13 protein-coding genes are annotated in these 16,923 nt (G+C 71.7%); 5 read left to right on the top strand and 8 right to left on the bottom strand.

Annotation, left to right across the window (positions count from 1 at the left end; all coding sequences use genetic code 11):
- Positions 1 to 89: 89 nt before the first annotated feature.
- From ftsH to dacB, 5 genes are all read right to left on the bottom strand, one after another.
- Positions 90 to 2,114, bottom strand: coding sequence for an ATP-dependent zinc metalloprotease FtsH (ftsH, locus tag OG875_RS12965; RefSeq protein ID WP_330174369.1), 2,025 nt, complete (start codon positions 2,112 to 2,114; stop codon positions 90 to 92).
- A 195-nt stretch (positions 2,115 to 2,309) separates the two neighbouring features.
- Complete coding sequence (hpt, locus tag OG875_RS12970; protein ID WP_330174370.1) at positions 2,310 to 2,870, bottom strand: hypoxanthine phosphoribosyltransferase; 561 nt, start codon at positions 2,868 to 2,870, stop codon at positions 2,310 to 2,312.
- 68 nt (positions 2,871 to 2,938) lie between these two features.
- Entirely contained in the window at positions 2,939 to 4,078 is a 1,140-nt protein-coding gene (gene tilS, locus OG875_RS12975) for a tRNA lysidine(34) synthetase TilS (RefSeq protein WP_330174371.1), read from the bottom strand.
- A 266-nt stretch (positions 4,079 to 4,344) separates the two neighbouring features.
- Positions 4,345 to 5,475, bottom strand: coding sequence for a zinc-dependent metalloprotease (locus OG875_RS12980; RefSeq protein ID WP_330174372.1), 1,131 nt, complete (start codon positions 5,473 to 5,475; stop codon positions 4,345 to 4,347).
- A 119-nt stretch (positions 5,476 to 5,594) separates the two neighbouring features.
- The gene (gene dacB / locus OG875_RS12985) at positions 5,595 to 7,166 is read right to left on the bottom strand and encodes a D-alanyl-D-alanine carboxypeptidase/D-alanyl-D-alanine endopeptidase (RefSeq protein WP_330174373.1); all 1,572 of its coding nucleotides are present in this window, start codon (positions 7,164 to 7,166) and stop codon (positions 5,595 to 5,597) included.
- Positions 7,167 to 7,357: 191 nt separating this feature from the next.
- Here dacB and OG875_RS12990 point away from each other — a divergent pair, with 191 nt between their 5' ends.
- Entirely contained in the window at positions 7,358 to 7,852 is a 495-nt protein-coding gene (locus OG875_RS12990; RefSeq protein WP_003968257.1) for an inorganic diphosphatase, read from the top strand.
- A gap of 223 nt (positions 7,853 to 8,075) precedes the next feature.
- Positions 8,076 to 9,743 carry a threonine/serine ThrE exporter family protein gene (locus tag OG875_RS12995; protein ID WP_330174374.1) on the top strand — a complete coding sequence of 556 codons (1,668 nt, stop codon included), beginning with the start codon at positions 8,076 to 8,078 and terminating at the stop codon, positions 9,741 to 9,743.
- Between the two features lie 87 nt (positions 9,744 to 9,830).
- Here OG875_RS12995 and OG875_RS13000 read toward each other — a convergent pair whose 3' ends face one another.
- The gene (locus OG875_RS13000) at positions 9,831 to 10,802 is read right to left on the bottom strand and encodes a DedA family protein (RefSeq protein ID WP_330174375.1); all 972 of its coding nucleotides are present in this window, start codon (positions 10,800 to 10,802) and stop codon (positions 9,831 to 9,833) included.
- Positions 10,803 to 11,098: 296 nt separating this feature from the next.
- On the opposite strand from OG875_RS13000, the gene OG875_RS13005 reads away from it, so the two are divergent.
- The 3 genes from OG875_RS13005 (at position 11,099) to OG875_RS13015 (ending at position 14,914) form a co-directional block, all read left to right on the top strand.
- Positions 11,099 to 12,373 carry an ion channel protein gene (locus OG875_RS13005; protein WP_330177732.1) on the top strand — a complete coding sequence of 425 codons (1,275 nt, stop codon included), beginning with the start codon at positions 11,099 to 11,101 and terminating at the stop codon, positions 12,371 to 12,373.
- Between the two features lie 331 nt (positions 12,374 to 12,704).
- Entirely contained in the window at positions 12,705 to 13,322 is a 618-nt protein-coding gene (gene wrbA, locus OG875_RS13010) for an NAD(P)H:quinone oxidoreductase (protein WP_330174376.1), read from the top strand.
- Positions 13,323 to 13,453: 131 nt separating this feature from the next.
- Complete coding sequence (locus tag OG875_RS13015) at positions 13,454 to 14,914, top strand: glutamate decarboxylase (RefSeq protein WP_330174377.1); 1,461 nt, start codon at positions 13,454 to 13,456, stop codon at positions 14,912 to 14,914.
- Positions 14,915 to 14,978: 64 nt separating this feature from the next.
- Here OG875_RS13015 and OG875_RS13020 read toward each other — a convergent pair whose 3' ends face one another.
- The gene (locus OG875_RS13020) at positions 14,979 to 15,767 is read right to left on the bottom strand and encodes an ABC transporter permease (RefSeq protein WP_330174378.1); all 789 of its coding nucleotides are present in this window, start codon (positions 15,765 to 15,767) and stop codon (positions 14,979 to 14,981) included.
- Entirely contained in the window at positions 15,764 to 16,741 is a 978-nt protein-coding gene (locus OG875_RS13025) for an ATP-binding cassette domain-containing protein (RefSeq protein WP_330177733.1), read from the bottom strand. Before OG875_RS13025 ends, OG875_RS13020 begins: the two co-directional genes overlap by 4 nt.
- Positions 16,742 to 16,923 lie beyond the last annotated feature (182 nt).

Genomic DNA, 16,923 nt, shown 5'->3' on the forward strand with positions numbered 1-16,923 from the left:
TTCCACGCGCGGCAACGGGAATGCCGCGCCCCCTCAGGCTAAGACCTGTGGGGCGCGGCATCCATTCCGGGCCTGGTGAGACGCTTGGATCAGCTCTCCGGACGCTCCTCCGGAACGGCCTCGGTGGCCGAGTCGCCCGTCGTGCCGGGAAGCGCGCCGTTGGTGCCGGCCGCACCGTTGGTGAGGGCCAGCTCCTTCGGCGAGAGCACCGGCGGACGCGTCGACGGCGTACGCAGCGAGGAGCCGGTCCACGCCGGGCGGGCCGGGCGGCGCACGATCGTCGAGAAGATCTCGGCGATCTGCTCCTTGTTGAGCGTCTCCTTCTCCAGCAGCGCGAGGACCAGGTTGTCGAGAACGTCTCGGTTCTCGACCAGGATCTCCCACGCCTCGTTGTGCGCGGCCTCGATCAGCTTCTTGACTTCTTCGTCGACCAGCGCGGCGACCTCTTCCGAGTAGTCGCGCTGGTGGCCGACCTCACGTCCGACGAACGGCTCGGTGTTGTCGCCACCGAACTTGATCGCGCCGAGCCGCTCGGTCATGCCGTACTGCGTGACCATGGCCCGCGCCGTCGCCGACGCCTTCTCGATGTCGTTGGCCGCGCCGGTGGTCGGGTCGTGGAAGACCAGTTCCTCCGCCGCGCGCCCGCCCATCATGTAGGCCAGCTGGTCGAGCATCTCGTTGCGCGTGGTCGAGTACTTGTCCTCGTCCGGCAGGACCATCGTGTAGCCGAGGGCCCGGCCCCGGGACAGGATCGTGATCTTGTGCACCGGGTCGGAGTTCGGAGACGCCGCCGCTACCAGGGCGTGGCCGCCCTCGTGGTAGGCGGTGATCTTCTTCTCCTTCTCGGACATGATCCGGGTCCGCTTCTGCGGGCCCGCCACGACGCGGTCGATGGCCTCGTCCAGCGAGTGGTTGTCCACGAGCTTCTTGTCGCTGCGCGCGGTGAGGAGCGCCGCCTCGTTCAGCACGTTCGCCAGGTCGGCGCCGGTGAAGCCGGGCGTACGACGGGCGACGGCACCGAGGTCCACGTCCGGGGCGACCGGCTTGCCCTTCTGGTGGACCTTGAGGATCGCCAGCCGGCCCTGCATGTCCGGGCGGTCGACCGCGATCTGGCGGTCGAAGCGTCCGGGGCGCAGCAGCGCCGGGTCGAGGATGTCGGGCCGGTTCGTGGCGGCGATCAGGATGACGCCGCCCTTCACGTCGAAGCCGTCCATCTCGACCAGCAGCTGGTTGAGGGTCTGCTCGCGCTCGTCGTGGCCACCGCCGAGGCCCGCGCCGCGGTGCCGGCCGACGGCGTCGATCTCGTCGACGAAGACGATCGCCGGGGCGTTCGCCTTGGCCTGCTCGAAGAGGTCACGCACCCGGGAGGCACCGACACCGACGAACATCTCGACGAAGTCGGAACCGGAGATCGAGTAGAACGGGACGCCCGCCTCACCGGCGACCGCGCGGGCGAGCAGCGTCTTGCCCGTACCGGGCGGGCCGTAGAGCAGCACACCCTTCGGGATCTTGGCGCCGACCGCCTGGAACTTCGCGGGCTCCTGGAGGAACTCCTTGATCTCGTGGAGTTCCTCGACGGCCTCGTCCGATCCCGCGACGTCGGCGAACGTCGTCTTGGGGGTGTCCTTGGTGATGAGCTTGGCCTTGGACTTCCCGAACTGCATGACCCGGGAGCCGCCGCCCTGCATCTGGTTCATCAGGAAGAGGAAGACCACGACGATGAGGATGAACGGGATCAGGGAGAGCAGTACGGAGAAGAACGGGCTCTGCTTGGAGGGCGAGATCGTGTAGCCCTGCTTGATGTCGCCGCTCTCGAATTTGCTCTGTAGCTTCTCGGCCAGGCGCGAGCCCTGGGAACCGATGTAGCTGGCCTGTACCTTGTCTCCGCCCTGGACCTTGGTGCCGTCCTTGAGGTCGATCTTGATGATCTGTTCGTCGCCTGTGGTCAGCTTGACCTGGTCGACCTGGTTCTTGTCGATCGCCCGGACGACCTCGCCGGTGTCCACCGTCTTGTAGCCGCCGGACGAGCCGACGACCTGCATCAACACGACCACGGCGAGGACGGCCAGCACGATCCACATGACCGGCCCACGGAAGTATCGCTTCACGTCCATCCATACGGAGCGAGAACGCCCCGTCCCTCCTGCCCGTAGGTAAATGCCGCTGTGAGAAAAGACTGTTCTTCGGACCGTACCCCAGCATTGTCACCCGCGACCGCACGGGACTGGCGGTAAACCGGTCTTCCCCTGCTCCAACGGCGGGCGGGGGGCGCGGGTTCCCGTTCCGTTCCGCCGGGCCGGGCCGCCGGCTCAGCCGCCGTAGACATGGGGGGCGAGTGTGCCGACGAATGGAAGATTGCGGTACTTCTCCGCGTAATCGAGGCCATAGCCGACGACGAACTCATTCGGAATGTCGAAACCGATCCATTTCACATCGATCGCGACCTTTGCGGCATCCGGCTTACGGAGCAGCGTGCAGACTTCCAGCGAGGCCGGTTCGCGCGAGCCGAGATTCGACAGCAGCCACGAGAGCGTGAGGCCCGAGTCGATGATGTCCTCGACGATCACGACGTGTCTGCCCTTGATGTCGGTGTCCAGGTCCTTGAGGATCCTGACCACACCGGACGACTGGGTCCCGGCCCCGTACGAGGACACGGCCATCCAGTCCATCGTCACGGGCGTGGACAGCGCGCGCGCCAGGTCCGCCATCACCATCACGGCGCCCTTGAGGACGCCGACGAGAAGGACGTCCCTGCCCGCGTACTCCGCGTCGATCTTCGCGGCCAGTTCGACCAGCTTGGCGTCGATTTCTTCCTTGGTGATGAGCACCGACTTGAGGTCGGCGCCCATGTCCTTGTGGTCCACCCGCATCACTTTCGTTGTCGGCCAGGAGGCCGGAACTCGCCGCCCGGGAGACACAGCCGTCGTGCGTCAGCGCTTCAGCCCTGCCGAATGACCAGTCTGCCACCCTGCCGCTGGGCCTCGACGCGGCCCGGCAGGTTGATGGCTCCCTGGCCTCTCCAGCCCGTGATCAGGCGGTCGACCTCCTCGATGTGCCGGGCGAAGAGCGACCCGGCGGGCGCCCCGGCGACAACGGCGGCCCGTCGCAGCACACGGCGCCGGACGGCGGGCGGCAGAGCGGACAGCTTGGCGCATTCCAGTTGCCCCGCGTCGTCCCGTACGGCCGACTCGGCGTCGGCGGCCCAGGCGTCGAGTGCGTCGGCGTCGTCACGGGAGAGCTGGGCCGTACGGGCCAGGGCCTCGACCACGCCCTTGCCGAGCGCCTTCTCCAGCGCGGGCAGCCCCTCGTGGCGCAGTCGCGAACGGGTGTACGCCGGGTCGGCGTTGTGCGGGTCGTCCCAGACCGGGATCGCCTGGACGAGGCACGCCTTGCGGGCGGTCTGCCGGTCGAGCTGGAGGAAGGGGCGGCGGTAGCGCCCGGTGGCGCCGGAGACGGGGGCCATCCCGGAGAGCGAGCGGATGCCGGAGCCGCGCGCCAGACCGAGCAGAACGGTCTCGGCCTGGTCGTCGCGGGTGTGGCCGAGCAGGACGGCGGCGGCGCCGTGCCGCTCGGCGGCGGCGTCCAGGGCTGCGTACCGCGCGTCGCGGGCGGCGGCCTCGGGCCCTCCGTCACGGCCGACGGTCACGGCGACGGACTCGACGGGGTCGAGCCGCATGGCGGCGAGCCGGGTGACGACTTCGGCGGCGCGGAGGTCGGAGCCGGGCTGGAGGCCGTGGTCGACGGTGACGGCGCCCGCGCGGACGGAGAGTTTGCGGGCCTCGAAGGCGAGGGCGGAGGCGAGCGCCATGGAGTCGGCGCCTCCGGAGCAGGCGACGAGCACCAGCGGCCGGCCGTCGTCGATGGGGGGACGGGAGCTCTCGGCGCCGGAGACCGCGAGGTCGGGACGCGCGCTGTCGGCCTGTCCGGCGTCGGGCCGTTCGATGTCGGGCCGTTCGATGTCGGGGCTCGCGACGCCGGGACGTACGCGGAGGGCCTGTTGGGTGTGCTCGGTGATGATGTCGTGGAGTACGCGGCGGACCGCCAGGCGTATCGCCGCGACCGCAGGATGGGGACCCATGTCCGGTGCCCTTCGTGATGTGTTCGGGGGGGGGTGCCTCGGTCGGAGTAGGGACGGGGCTCAGTCACACAGAGTGCGTCGATGGTGACAGAGCCGAGCCGTTCCCCGAGCATTGCACGCCTGCCCACCGCCCACGGTCCCTCGGATGGGTGATGCTGTCCCATTCCGGTGGACACCTGAAGACGTCGGCGCCGGGCAACGGGGCCGCGTCGTCTCCTCCTTGGGAGGCTCGTCGGCCCCGTGCCGCCGCGGGTCCCGCGCCCTGACTAGGAGTCGGCCTTGCGGTGCACCCGTGCGATCCAGTCCGCCGGCTTGGCGATTTCCGCCTTCGTGGGAAGGGTGTTGGGGGATGTCCAGACGCGGTTGAAGCCGTCGATGCCGACCTCGTCCACCACGGCCCGTACGAAACGCTCCCCGTCCCGGTACTGCCGCAGCTTCGCGTCCAGACCCAGCAGCCTCCGCAGCGCCTGGTCGAGGCGGCTGGCGCCCTTGGCCCGGCGCTGCTGGAACTTCTCACGGATCTCGGCCACCGAGGGGACGACCTGCGGTCCGACCCCGTCCATCACATAGTCGGCGTGGCCTTCGAGCAGCGACATGACGGCGGTCAGCCGGCCCAGGATCTCCTTCTGGCCGGGGGTCTGCACCAGCTCGACCAGGCTCCGGCCGTCCTCGCTCTCCTCGCCCTCGGGGCGGCTGCCGGTGAGCGACTGGGCCGCCTCCCGGAGGCGTTCCACCACGGTCGAGGGGTCGACGTCGGTCTCCTGGAGGAATGACTGGATCTCGCCCTCCAGGTGGTCGCGCAGCCACGGCACCCCGGTGAACTGGGTGCGGTGGGTCTCCTCGTGGAGACAGACCCAGAGCCTGAAGTCGTGCGGGTCGACCTCCAGTTCGCGCTCGACGTGCACGATGTTCGGCGCGACCAGCAGCAGTCGGCCACCGCCGCCGTCGCTCGACGGGAGGTCGCGGCTCGGCGGGGCGAACGTCTCGTACTGGCCGAGAACGCGCGAGGACAGGAACGACAGCAGCATGCCCAGCTCGACGCCGGTCACCTTGCCGCCCACGGCGCCGAGGACGGCGCCGCCCGCCGAGTTGGACCGGCGGTCCTGCATCTTTTCGAGGAGTGGCTTCATCAGCTCGCGGAAGCCCGCGACGTTCGCCTTGACCCAGCCGGCCCGGTCCACGACCAGGACCGGGGTGTCCGGTGGCTCGTGGCCTTCCGGGATCATCCGGGTGAAGGCGCGCACGTGCTGCTCGGCCGCCTTGGCGTGCCGCCGCAGCTCGGCGACGATCTCGCGGGCCTCGTCCCGGCTCACTTCCGGTCCCGGCCGCGCGAGACGGGTCGCGGTCGCCACCGCGAGATTCCAGTCCACCATCTCGGCCCCACCGATGCTCGTCATGTGTCAACCGTACGTGCTCGGGCCTGAAGGCGGTGAGGTGTGGGACGGGGCGTCCCGGGTCGGGGCGGCCCGCCGCCGGTGGCCGCGGCGGCCCGTGGCCGCGCGGGGACGGGGGACGGTCAGGAGACGAGTTCCGCCGAGAGGTGGTCGAGCGCGCGTTGGGCCGTATCGGGGGTCGGGGCCTTCTCCGCCAGGAAGGCGAAGGCGAGGAGCCGTCCGCCGGGGCCGACGACCGTGCCCGCGAGTGAGTTCACGCCGGTCAGGGTGCCTGTCTTGGCGCGGATCAGACCGCTGCCGGTGGTCGCGTCGGCGTCGGTGAAGCGGCCCTGGAGGGTGCCGCTGAATCCCGCCACCGGCAGGCCGGTGAGGACGGGTCGCAGCTCGGGCCGGTCCGGGTGGGCCGCGCGGGCGAGCAGCGCCGTGAGGAGGTGGGTGGTGATCCGGTCGTGGCGGTTGAGTCCGCTGCCGTCGCGCAGGAGCGAGCCGGCGACGGGGAGCTTCTGCTCCGTCAGCTCCGCCTGGACGGCCTGCTGGGCGCCCGCGAAGCTCGCGGGTCTGCCCCGTTCGATCGCGGTCTGCCGCACCAGCGACTCGGCGATGTCGTTGTCGCTGTTCGTCAGCATCCGCTCGACCAGGGCGGAGACGGGACGGGAGTACGTCACGGCCAGCCGGTCGGCGTTCTGCGGCGCGGTGCCCTTGGCCGGGGTCCTGGAGACGGTGAGGCCGCGTTCGCGCAGCTGGGCGGCGAAGACGTCGGCGGCGTCGCCCGCCGGGTCGCCGCTGCGTGGTGCCGGGCCGCCGAAGGAGTCGGCGGCGGAGTCGTCCAGGCGCCCCTGGCCGGCCATCAGGGCGGTGACGGGGGCGATGTTGTCGTTGGGGCCGATCGGGTGCTCGCGCGCCCCGGAGTAGAGGGAGACGTCGAAGCGGAGGGTGACCCGGTGCACGCCCCGGTCGCGCAGGGCGCGGGCGGTGTCCCTGGCGAGGGTGCCCAGGCGGTCGCGGTCGAGGGTGGCGTCGCCGCCGCCGACGAGGGTGATCACGGTCGGGGCCTCGGCGCCCGGCTTCGGGTCGGGGGCCGTACCTCTGTCGCCCTTGGGGGCCGTGGGGTTCTTGGGTGCGGTCCCGTCACCGCTCCCGCCGTCGCCCTCGTCGGTCTTGCTCCCGTCGATCTTGTCGCTCTTGTGCTTGTCGTCGGTGGTGCCCTTGGCGGTGACCACGGTCGTCGGGATGCGGTGGTCGGGGCCGAGCGCGGAGAGCGCGGCGACCGCCGTGGCGATCTTGATGGTGGAGGCCGGGGTCATCGGCCGGTCGGCACGCTCCCCGAACAGCTGCTTGCCCGTGGCGACATCGACCACCGACGCCGCCGGGGCCGGCCCCAGGTCCGGGGAGTCCAGCAGCGGCCCGAGGCTCTTCCGGAGGTCGGCCGGGAGCCCGGCGCTCGCCGACAGGGACTCGGCAGGCGCGCCCAGTTCCTTCAGCACACCGGCGGCGCTGGGCGCGGGCGCCGGGGTGCGCGGGCGCCCGGCCCCGTGAGGTGCGCCACCTGTCCGTCCCTGGGCGGCGGCCCAGTCCCGCTCGGCCTTACGCTGGCCGGAGTCCCAGGGGCCGGCCAGGGCCACCGCCCCGGCCGCCAGCACCAGGCCGAGCACGGCGGAACCCGCCGTGAGCTGCCACACTTTCGGCTCAAGCACGCTTGACCAGCCCCTTTCGCGATCACACAGCTGCGTGGGGGACACTTAATCACCGCGCGTCCCGACGAGCACGGTGCCCCGGCCAGCGATGGCCGATCCTGCGCGGCCCCGGGGTCGGCCCCGGTGACGTGCGGCAGGTACCACCGACAGCAGCATCACCGACATCTGTGTTGATCATGGAGGAGCCACCCGTGGAGTTCGACGTCACCATCGAGATCCCTAAGGGTTCGCGAAACAAGTACGAGGTGGACCACGAGACCGGCCGGATCCGCCTTGACCGTCGTCTCTTCACCTCGACCAGCTACCCGGCCGACTACGGCTTCGTGGAGAACACGCTCGGCGAGGACGGCGACCCGCTGGACGCGCTGGTCATCCTGGACGAGCCGACGTTCCCCGGCTGCCTCATCAAGTGCCGCGCGATCGGCATGTTCCGGATGACGGACGAGGCCGGTGGCGACGACAAGCTGCTGTGCGTCCCCGCCTCGGACCCGCGCGTGGAGCACCTGCGGGACATCCACCACGTCTCGGAGTTCGACCGTCTGGAGATCCAGCACTTCTTCGAGGTCTACAAGGACCTGGAGCCCGGCAAGTCGGTCGAGGGCGCGGACTGGGTGGGCCGCGCCGAGGCGGAGGCCGAGATCGAGGCGTCGTACAAGCGCCTGGAGGCGCAGGGCGGCGCGCACTGAGCGCGGATCACAGGGATTGCGGCCGACCGTCCCCGCGGGGCGGCCGGCAAGGACGAGCGGCGGACGGCGGCACCGGAGGGTGCGCCGTCCGCCGCTCGCGTGTGCCCACGTCAGGGGCCGTGGCAGGGATGGCCATACTGAACCGGATGTCCGTGCGAACGTTGCCGGAGCGGCACGTACGACAGTGGGCGGACACCTACGACAGTGAGCGAGGACGAGCACAGTGGTGGCCGAGCGGGACGAGGCGCAGGACCGTAAGCCTTTGTCCGACGAGGCGCACAGCGCCTTCAGCGCGCCGTCCGGGACGGACCGGGTGTCCGTGCGCGAGGACGACAGCCCCACCTCGGAATTCGCCGTCCCGCGCGGGCTGAGCGCGGAGAGCACCCAGGAGACCGACCGGTCGGCGTTCGACCCGCCGCAGACCTACCGGGCACGGCGGTCGCCCCCGGCGTTCACGCCCGCGGAGGGTGTGCCCGTCGTCCGGCTGACGAAGGACGCGCCCTGGCAGGACCGGATGCGCACGCTGCTGCGGATGCCGGTCGGGGACCGGCCGGTGGCGGAGATCGTGCAGCGGCACGACGACGGCGGGCCCGCCGTGCCACGCGTGCTCGACCTGACGCTGCGTATCGGGGAGCTGCTGCTGGCGGGCGGCGAGGGCGCCGAGGACGTCGAGGCGGCGATGTTCGCGGTGAGCCGCGCGTACGGCCTCGACCGCTGCGAGCCGAACGTCACCTTCACGCTGCTGTCGATCTCGTACCAGCCCTCGCTGGTGGACGACCCGGTGTCGGCCAGCCGTACGGTACGCAGGCGGGGCACCGACTACACGCGTCTGGCGGCCGTCTACACGCTGGTCGACGACATCACCACCGAGAACACGGACATCACGCTGGAGGAGGCGTACCGGCGGCTGGCGGAGATCCGGCGGAACCGGCACCCCTACCCCGGCTGGGTGCTGACCCTGGCGAGCGGGGTGCTGGCCGGGTCGGCGTCGGTGCTGGTCGGCGGTGACGCGGTGGTGTTCGTCGCGGCGACGCTCGGCGCGATGCTGGGCGACCGGCTGGCGTGGCTGTGCGCGGGGCGCGGGCTGCCGGAGTTCTACCAGTTCGTCGCCGCCGCGATGCCCCCGGCGCTGATCGGGGTGGCGCTGACACTGGCCGGGTCGGCGCTGCACTGGGAGGGCCGGCCTTCCGCCGTGATCACCGGTGGGCTGTTCGCGCTGCTGCCGGGGCGGGCCCTGGTGGCGGGTGTGCAGGACGGGCTGACCGGCTACTACATCACCGCCGCCGCACGGCTCCTCGAAGTCATGTACTTCTTCATCGCGATCGTGACGGGTGTGCTGATCGCGCTGTATCTGGGGGTCCAGCTGGACGCCCAGCTCGACCCGGACGCGGCGCTCCAGGCCGGTGAGGGACGGCCGTTGCTCCAGATCGGCGCGGCGGTGGTGCTGAGCGCGACCTTCGCGGTCCTGCTCCAGCAGGAACGTTCCACCGTGCTGATCGTCTCGCTGAACGGGGGCGTGGCCTGGACCGTCTACGGGGCGATGCATGTCACGGGCGGCATCTCGTCGGTGGCGGCGACGGCGGTGGCCGCCGGTGTGGTGGGGCTTTTCGGGCAGTTGCTGTCCCGCTACCGGTTCGCCTCGGCCCTGCCGTACGTCACGGCCGCGATCGGCCCGCTGCTGCCCGGTTCGGCGACGTACTTCGGTCTGCTCGGGCTGGCGCAGAACCATGTGGACGCCGGGCTGGCGTCGCTCTCGAAGGCCGCCGCGCTGGCCCTGGCGATCGCCATCGGGGTGAACTTCGGGGGCGAGATATCCCGGCTGTTCCTGAAGGTGCCGGGCCAGGGCCGGGGGTCGAGCCGCCGCGCGGCCAAGCGGACACGCGGCTTCTGACCGGGTCCGGCGAGGCGCGGGCCCGGCTCCGGTGAGCCGTGGGTGCCACGGCCGCCCGGAGCACCGGGAGAGGACGGGCCGTACGCCTCAGCGGCGGGCGTGGCGTCCGCGCGGCGGACCCTCCGGGTCGTCCGGGTCGTTCGATGTGCCGAAGGCGTCCCACTCGCCGGGCGCGCCGTACGCGGGCGGAGCCCCGTGGGGGTCCCGGCCGCCCGGGGCGCCGTACGCCTGGGGACTGCCGAGCGCCTGGGTGTCGCCGTACGGGTCGCGGTCGGCGGGCGGCGGCGCGTACGGCCGGGGCGCGCCGTACGGGTCGCGGGTGACGCGCAGCTGCTGGGTCTCGAAGTCGCGCGGCGCCTGGGGGTGCCCGGGGCCGGCGGGCGGCAGGTGCCCCTCGGGCCGCGCGGGGGCGGCGGGCTCGCCCGTGGCGGCGGCCTTCTTCGAGTGGGAACGCGCCCTCATGAACTCGATCACGATCGGCAGCACCGAGAGCAGCACGATCAGGATCAGGATCATCTCGATGTTCTTGTGCACGAACTCGATCTTGCCGAGCGCGGCGCCGAGCAGGGTGACGCCCGCGCCCCAGAGAACGCCGCCGATGATGTTGAACGTGACGAACGAGCGGTAGTTCATCCGGCTGACGCCCGCGATGATCGGTGTGAACGTCCGCACGATGGGCACGAAGCGCGCCAGCACCAGCGACTTGGGGCCGTACTTCTCGAAGAAGTCGTGCGCCTTCTCGACGTTCTCCTGCTTGAAGAACTTGGAGTCGGGGCGCTTGAAGAGCGACGGTCCGACCTTGCGGCCGAAGAGATAACCGACCTGGTCGCCGATGATCGCCGCGAGGACGATCAGTGTGCAGACGAGCCACAGCGGCCGGTCGAGCGTGCCGGCCGTCACCAGCAGGCCGGTGGTGAAGAGCAGCGAGTCGCCCGGCAGGAAGAAGCCGATGAGCAGGCCGGATTCGGCGAACACGATGACCAGGACACCGATCAGCCCGAAGGTCCCGATCAGATAGTCGGGGTCGAGCCAGCTCGGTCCGAGCGCAAGGGTTGTCACGAGGTCCGGGCTCCTGAAATCGGTGGTCGGTCGTTCGTCGGAATCGGCCGTCGCCACGTCGGCGTGTCCAGCCGCCGTCGACGGTCGTCGGCTGCCCAAAGCTATCAACGCTCCACCGCTGCTTGAGGTTCCACCCGGTCCGCCCGCCTCCGGTCAGGCCCCGGCCGGTCCGGGAGCGCACGGTTCGATGGGGGATTTTGCCTTATTTGTGCCACTACGGTGTGCGCGTGGCCCCTGACGTTCCGTCCACCCCGTCCGCTCCGTCCGGCTCCCCCGACCCGGACGCCTCAGCCGCCTTGTCCGGCCCGGCCGCCCCGGCCGTATCGTCCGTTTCCGGGCGGACGCTTCTCCCGCTGATCCTCCCCTCGCTGCTCGTCGGCGTGGTCGCGAGTCTCGTCCTGCTCGGCGTGAGCGAGCTGGCCGAACTGCTGGAACACGTGCTCTGGCGGACGCTCCCCGACGCGCTCGGGGTCGGCCGCCACTCCTCGCTGTGGATGATCGTGGTGCTGACGGCGACCGGTCTCGCGGTGGGACTCGCCGTACGGCACGTGTACGGGCACGGCGGCCCCGACCCCGCCACGACAGGGCTCGTCGACCCCCCGATGGCGCCCGGCATCGTGCCCGGACTGCTGCTCGTCACCGGTCTGGCGCTGGCGGGCGGGGTGAGCCTGGGGCCGGAGAACCCGATCACGGCGGCCAACATCGCCCTCGCGTACTGGCTCGGCCGCCGGGCCGCGCCCGGCGCCCCGGCGGAGCTGTGGGTGTCACTGGCCGCCGCCGGGACGGTCGGGGCGCTCTTCGGCACGCCCGTGGCCGCCGCGCTGATCCTCACGGAGACCTTCGCGACCCGTCCGGGGCCGGGCTCGCTCTGGGACAAGCTGTTCGGGCCGCTGATCGCCGCCGGGGCCGGCGGGCTGACCACCGTACTGATCGACCATCCGACCTTCGACCTCGCGCTGCCCGACCATCCGGGCGCCCGCTGGAGCGACGCCCTGGCCGCGCTTGTCATCACACCGGTCGCGGCGGCCCTGGGGATGGCCGCCGTGTACGCCTTCCCGTACGTCCACCGCGCCTTCCGGCGCCTCGGGCATCCCGTACTCGCCCTGACGGCGGGCGGGTTGCTGCTCGGGCTGCTGGGGGCGCTCGGCGGCTACCTCACGCTGTTCAAGGGGCTTGACGAGGTGAAGACGCTGGCCGCCGACCCGGACGGCTGGTCGGCGGGGCAGTTCGCGGCGATGGCGGTGGTGAAGACGGTCGCGCTGGTGGTCGCGGGGGCGTGCGGCTTCCGGGGCGGGCGTATCTTCCCGTCGGTCTTCATCGGGGTCGCGCTCGGGCTGTGCGCCCACGCGCTGGTGCCCGGCGCGCATGTGACCGTGGCGGTCGTCTGCGGGGTGCTCGGGGTGCTGCTGGCGGTGACCCGGCAGGGCTGGCTGAGCCTGTTCACGGCGGCCGTGCTGGCCGCGGACCCGAATCTGCTGCCGCTGCTGTGCGTGGCCACCCTGCCCGCGTGGCTGCTGGTGACCGGGCGGCCCCGTATGCAGCTCGACGCGGGGGGCACGGCGCTGCGGTGAGGGGGAGGGGGCGTGCCGGGTGGCGGGTGGCGGGTGGCGGGACGCTCGCGTCGGGCGACGCAGGGCGCGCGGGACGCGTGGGACGGACGCGGCGGCGCGGGCGGGCGCGGCGCGGTGACGGGTGTCGGGCGGGCGCTCGGGCGGCGTGACCGGCGGACCCGCCGGACCCCCCGACCGGACGCCGCCGAACGGACGCCCGGCGAGCCGGTGGGCCGTTTTGTCCGTATCGTCGCGCCTGACGTCCCCTGCTACGGCGGCCCGTGTCCGCCGGGGCGGCGTCCGCCACCGCGGCTCCACCCACCGCACCGCCGACCCCGCCGAGGTAGTCACCATGTCCACGTCCGTGAACGTCGCCGTCATCTACTACTCCGCCACCGGCACCCTCGCCACGATGGCCCGCGCCCTCGCCGACGACGCCGAGACGGCGGGAGCGACCGTACGGCTCCGCCGGGTCGCCGAGCTGGCTCCCCGCACGGCGATCGAGCAGAACCCGGCCTGGGTCGCCAACATCGAGGCGACCGCGGGCATCGCCGAGGCGACACCCGACGACGTGCGCTGGGCGGACGCCGTGATCTTCGGCTCGCCCACCCGGTTCGGCAATGTCGCGGCGCAGCTCAAGCAGTTCCTGGACACGCTCGGCGGCCTCTGGCAGGAAGGCGCGCTCGCCGACAAGGTCTACAGCGGCTTCACCGCGTCGGCGACCCCGCACGGCGGCCAGGAGACGACGCTGGTGGCGCTGTACAACTCGGTCCACCACTTCGGCGGCATCATCGTGGCGCCCGGCTACACGGACGCGTCGAAGTTCGTCGACGGCAATCCGTACGGCACCTCGCACATCGCCGGCCAGGGCGACCTGCCGGTGAACGAGCAGACACTGACCGCCGCCCGTGTCCAGGCCGAGCGGGTCGTGAAGTTCACCCGGGCCATCAAGACGGGGCTCGCCGGCTGAGTCGGCGGAGGACGGGGGACGCCGCCGGTTTCCGAAGGGTTCCGACCGGTTCCGACGGCGCGACACCGCAGAATCCCGGCTCCCGGAGCCCGGTTCCCGGAGCCCACGACACCACGCAGACAGGGGAAGCGATGTCACTCCAGCACGGCGGACAGGGCGGCGACGGCGGCGCCGTGCGAGGCCCGGCCGACGATCCGGCGCAGGAACAGACCGAGCGGCGCCGGCTCTCCCTCAACCCCTTCTTCGGCGAGGCCGACCCGACCAGCGGCATGTCCTCCGCCCCGCCCACGCACCGGCTCCCGGACGGCCCCATGCCCCCGTCCACGGCCTACCAGCTGGTCCACGACGAGCTGATGCTCGACGGCAACTCCCGGCTCAACCTCGCGACGTTCGTCACCACCTGGATGGAGTCCCAGGCCGGGGTGCTGATGGCGGAGTGCCGCGACAAGAACATGATCGACAAGGACGAGTACCCGCGTACCGCCGAACTGGAGAAGCGGTGCGTCACGATGCTCGCCGATCTCTGGAACGCACCCGACCCGTCCACGGCCGTCGGCTGTTCGACCACCGGCTCCAGCGAGGCGTGCATGCTCGCCGGGCTCGCGCTCAAACGCCGCTGGACGGCGCGGAACAAGGACCGCTATCCGGGGAGCGCCCGGCCCAATCTCGTGATGGGCGTCAACGTCCAGGTCTGCTGGGAGAAGTTCTGCAACTTCTGGGAGGTCGAGGCACGCCTCGTTCCCATGGAGGGCGACCGCTTCCACCTCGACCCGAGGGCCGCCGCCGAACTCTGCGACGAGAACACCATCGGCGTCGTCGCCATCCTCGGCTCGACCTTCGACGGCTCGTACGAACCGGTCGCGGACCTCTGCGCCGCCCTCGACTCCCTCCAGGCGCGTTCGGGTCTCGACATCCCGGTCCATGTCGACGGCGCGTCCGGCGCGATGGTCGCGCCCTTCCTGGACGAGGACCTCGTCTGGGACTTCCGGCTGCCGCGCGTCTCCTCGATCAACACCTCCGGCCACAAGTACGGCCTGGTCTACCCGGGCGTCGGCTGGGCGCTGTGGCGTACGCCCGCCGAACTGCCGGACGACCTGGTCTTCCGCGTCAACTACCTGGGCGGGGAGATGCCCACCTTCGCGCTGAACTTCTCCCGGCCCGGCGCGCAGGTGGTCGCCCAGTACTACACGTTCCTGCGGCTCGGCAGGGACGGCTTCCGCGCCGTCCAGCAGGCCGCGCGGGACGTGGCCACGGGGCTGGCCCGGAAGATCGGCGCGATGGACGAGTTCCGGCTGCTCACCAGCGGCGACCAACTGCCCGTCTTCGCCTTCACCACCGCACCCCACGTGACCAACTTCGACGTCTTCGACGTCTCCCGGCGGCTGCGCGAACACGGCTGGCTCCTGCCCGCGTACACCTTCCCGGCCAACCGGGAGGATCTGTCCGTGCTGCGCGTGGTGTGCCGCAACGGGTTCTCGGCGGACCTCGCCGCGCTGCTGCTGGCCGATCTGCGGATGCTGCTGCCGGAACTGCGGCGCCAGCAGCACCCGCTGGACCGGGACAGGTCGGCCGCCACCGCCTTCCACCACTGACCGTCGCGACCGGTGCGACCGGGCGGCGGGCGGCAGGAGGCGGCGGCCTTGGCGCGTACGACCGTCAGCGGCTCAGTCCCCGGAACCGCCGCACCGCGAGCGGGAAGAACAGCGCGGTCAGCGCCACCGGCCACACCACGGCCAGCAGATGCGCGTGCTCCGCCGCCCAGGAACCGGTCAACTGCCCCGGCACGCCCGCCAGATCACGTACCGCGCTCGCCGTCGCCGACAGCGGGTTCCACTCGACCGCCGCCCCCAGCCAGCCCGGCATGGCCTCCGGCGTCGCGAAGGCGTTGGAGAAGAAACCGATCGGCCAGACCAGGATCTGCACCGCCTGCACCATCTCCGGCCGGCCGGCCACCATCGCCAGATGGATGCCGAGCCAGAGCATCGCGAAGCGCAGCAGAAGCAGCAGCCCCACCGCTCCCAGCAGTGCGGCGGCTCCGCCGTGCCAGCGCCAGCCGAGCAGATGGCCGACCCCGATCATCACGAGCAGACTGAGCGCCGACTGCGTCATGTCGGCGGCGCTGCGGCCCACCAGCACCGCCGAGGACGCCATCGGCAGGGACCGGAATCGGTCCACCACCCCCTTGCCGAGGTCCTGGGTGACGGCCAGCATCGTGGCCTCCAGCCCGAAGGCCATGGTCAGCGCCAGCATGCCGGGGACGAGATGGCCGAGATACGCGCCCTCGACGCCCCGTCCCGCGCCCATCAGATAGCCGAACATCAGGAGCAGCATCACCGGGAAGACCAGCCCGACGACCACCTGGACCGGCTGCCGCCGCCAGTGGGCCAGCTCCCGCCGGGTCATGGTCCAGCTGTCGGTGAGCACCCAGGCGTACGCCGTACTCATACCGTCTCCCTCTCCTGCTGCCGCTCCGGCCGCTCCTGCTTCCGGTCGTCCTTCTCCTGCCGCGACTCCGCCGGGCGTCCGGTCAGCCGCAGGAAGACCTCGTCCAGCGTCGGTCTGCGCACCGCGATGTCCTCGGCCTCGATCCCCGCCGTCTCCAGCGCCTGTACGGCCCCGGTGAGCGCCGCCATCCGGTCGGCGGCGGGCACACCGATCAGCCGGCGGTCCTCGTCCACCGTCGCCCCGTCCCCGAACAGCTCGGCGGCGGCGGCCAGTTGGTCCTGGCGGCGGACGACGACATCGATCCGGTCACCGCCGATCAGCGCCTTGAGCTGGTCCGCCGTCCCCTCGGCGATCACCCGGCCGCCGTCGACGACCGAGATCCGGTCCGCCAACTGGTCGGCCTCCTCCAGATACTGCGTGGTCAGCAGGACGGTCGTACCGCCGCCGACCAGCGAGCGCACGGAGGCCCACACCTCGGCGCGCCCGCGCGGGTCGAGTCCGGTGGTCGGCTCGTCCAGGAAGAGCACCGCCGGATCGGTGATCAGCGAGGCCGCAAGGTCGAGACGGCGCCGCATCCCGCCGCTGTACCGCTTGACCGCCTTGCGGCCGGTGTCGGCGAGCCCGAAGCGCTCCAGCAGTTCACCGGCGCGCGAGGCGGCCCGGCGGGCACCCAGATGGTGGAGCCGGCCGAACATGTCCAGGTTCTGCCACCCGCTCAGTTCCTCGTCCACGGCCGCGTGCTGGCCGAGCAGCCCGATCCGCCGCCGTACCTCGCGCGCCTCCTTACGGACGTCGCGCCCCGCGACCCGCGCCGTCCCCTCGTCGTGGCGCAGGAGCGTGGCCAGTACCCGTACGGCGGTCGTCTTGCCCGCCCCGTTCGGTCCGAGGACCCCGTGCACGGTGCCGCCCGCCACCGCCAGGTCCAGCCCGTCGAGCGCGGCCTTCTCCCCGTACCGCTTGCGTACGCCTTCCATGACGATCACGTCCGTCGTGTCGGTCACTGCTTCCGCCTCCAGCCCGTCACCTCGTAGTCAAACTTGACTACGAGGCCGAAAGATAGCTGGCGCGGGCAAATTAATCAAACTTGATTAGCCACTCACCCTCGCCATCCGCCGCGATCCCCCGGGACCCCCGCGCACCGCCGAGAACCGGAGGA

The sequence above is a fragment of the Streptomyces sp. NBC_01498 genome, from assembly GCF_036327775.1.
Lineage (GTDB): Bacteria > Actinomycetota > Actinomycetes > Streptomycetales > Streptomycetaceae > Streptomyces.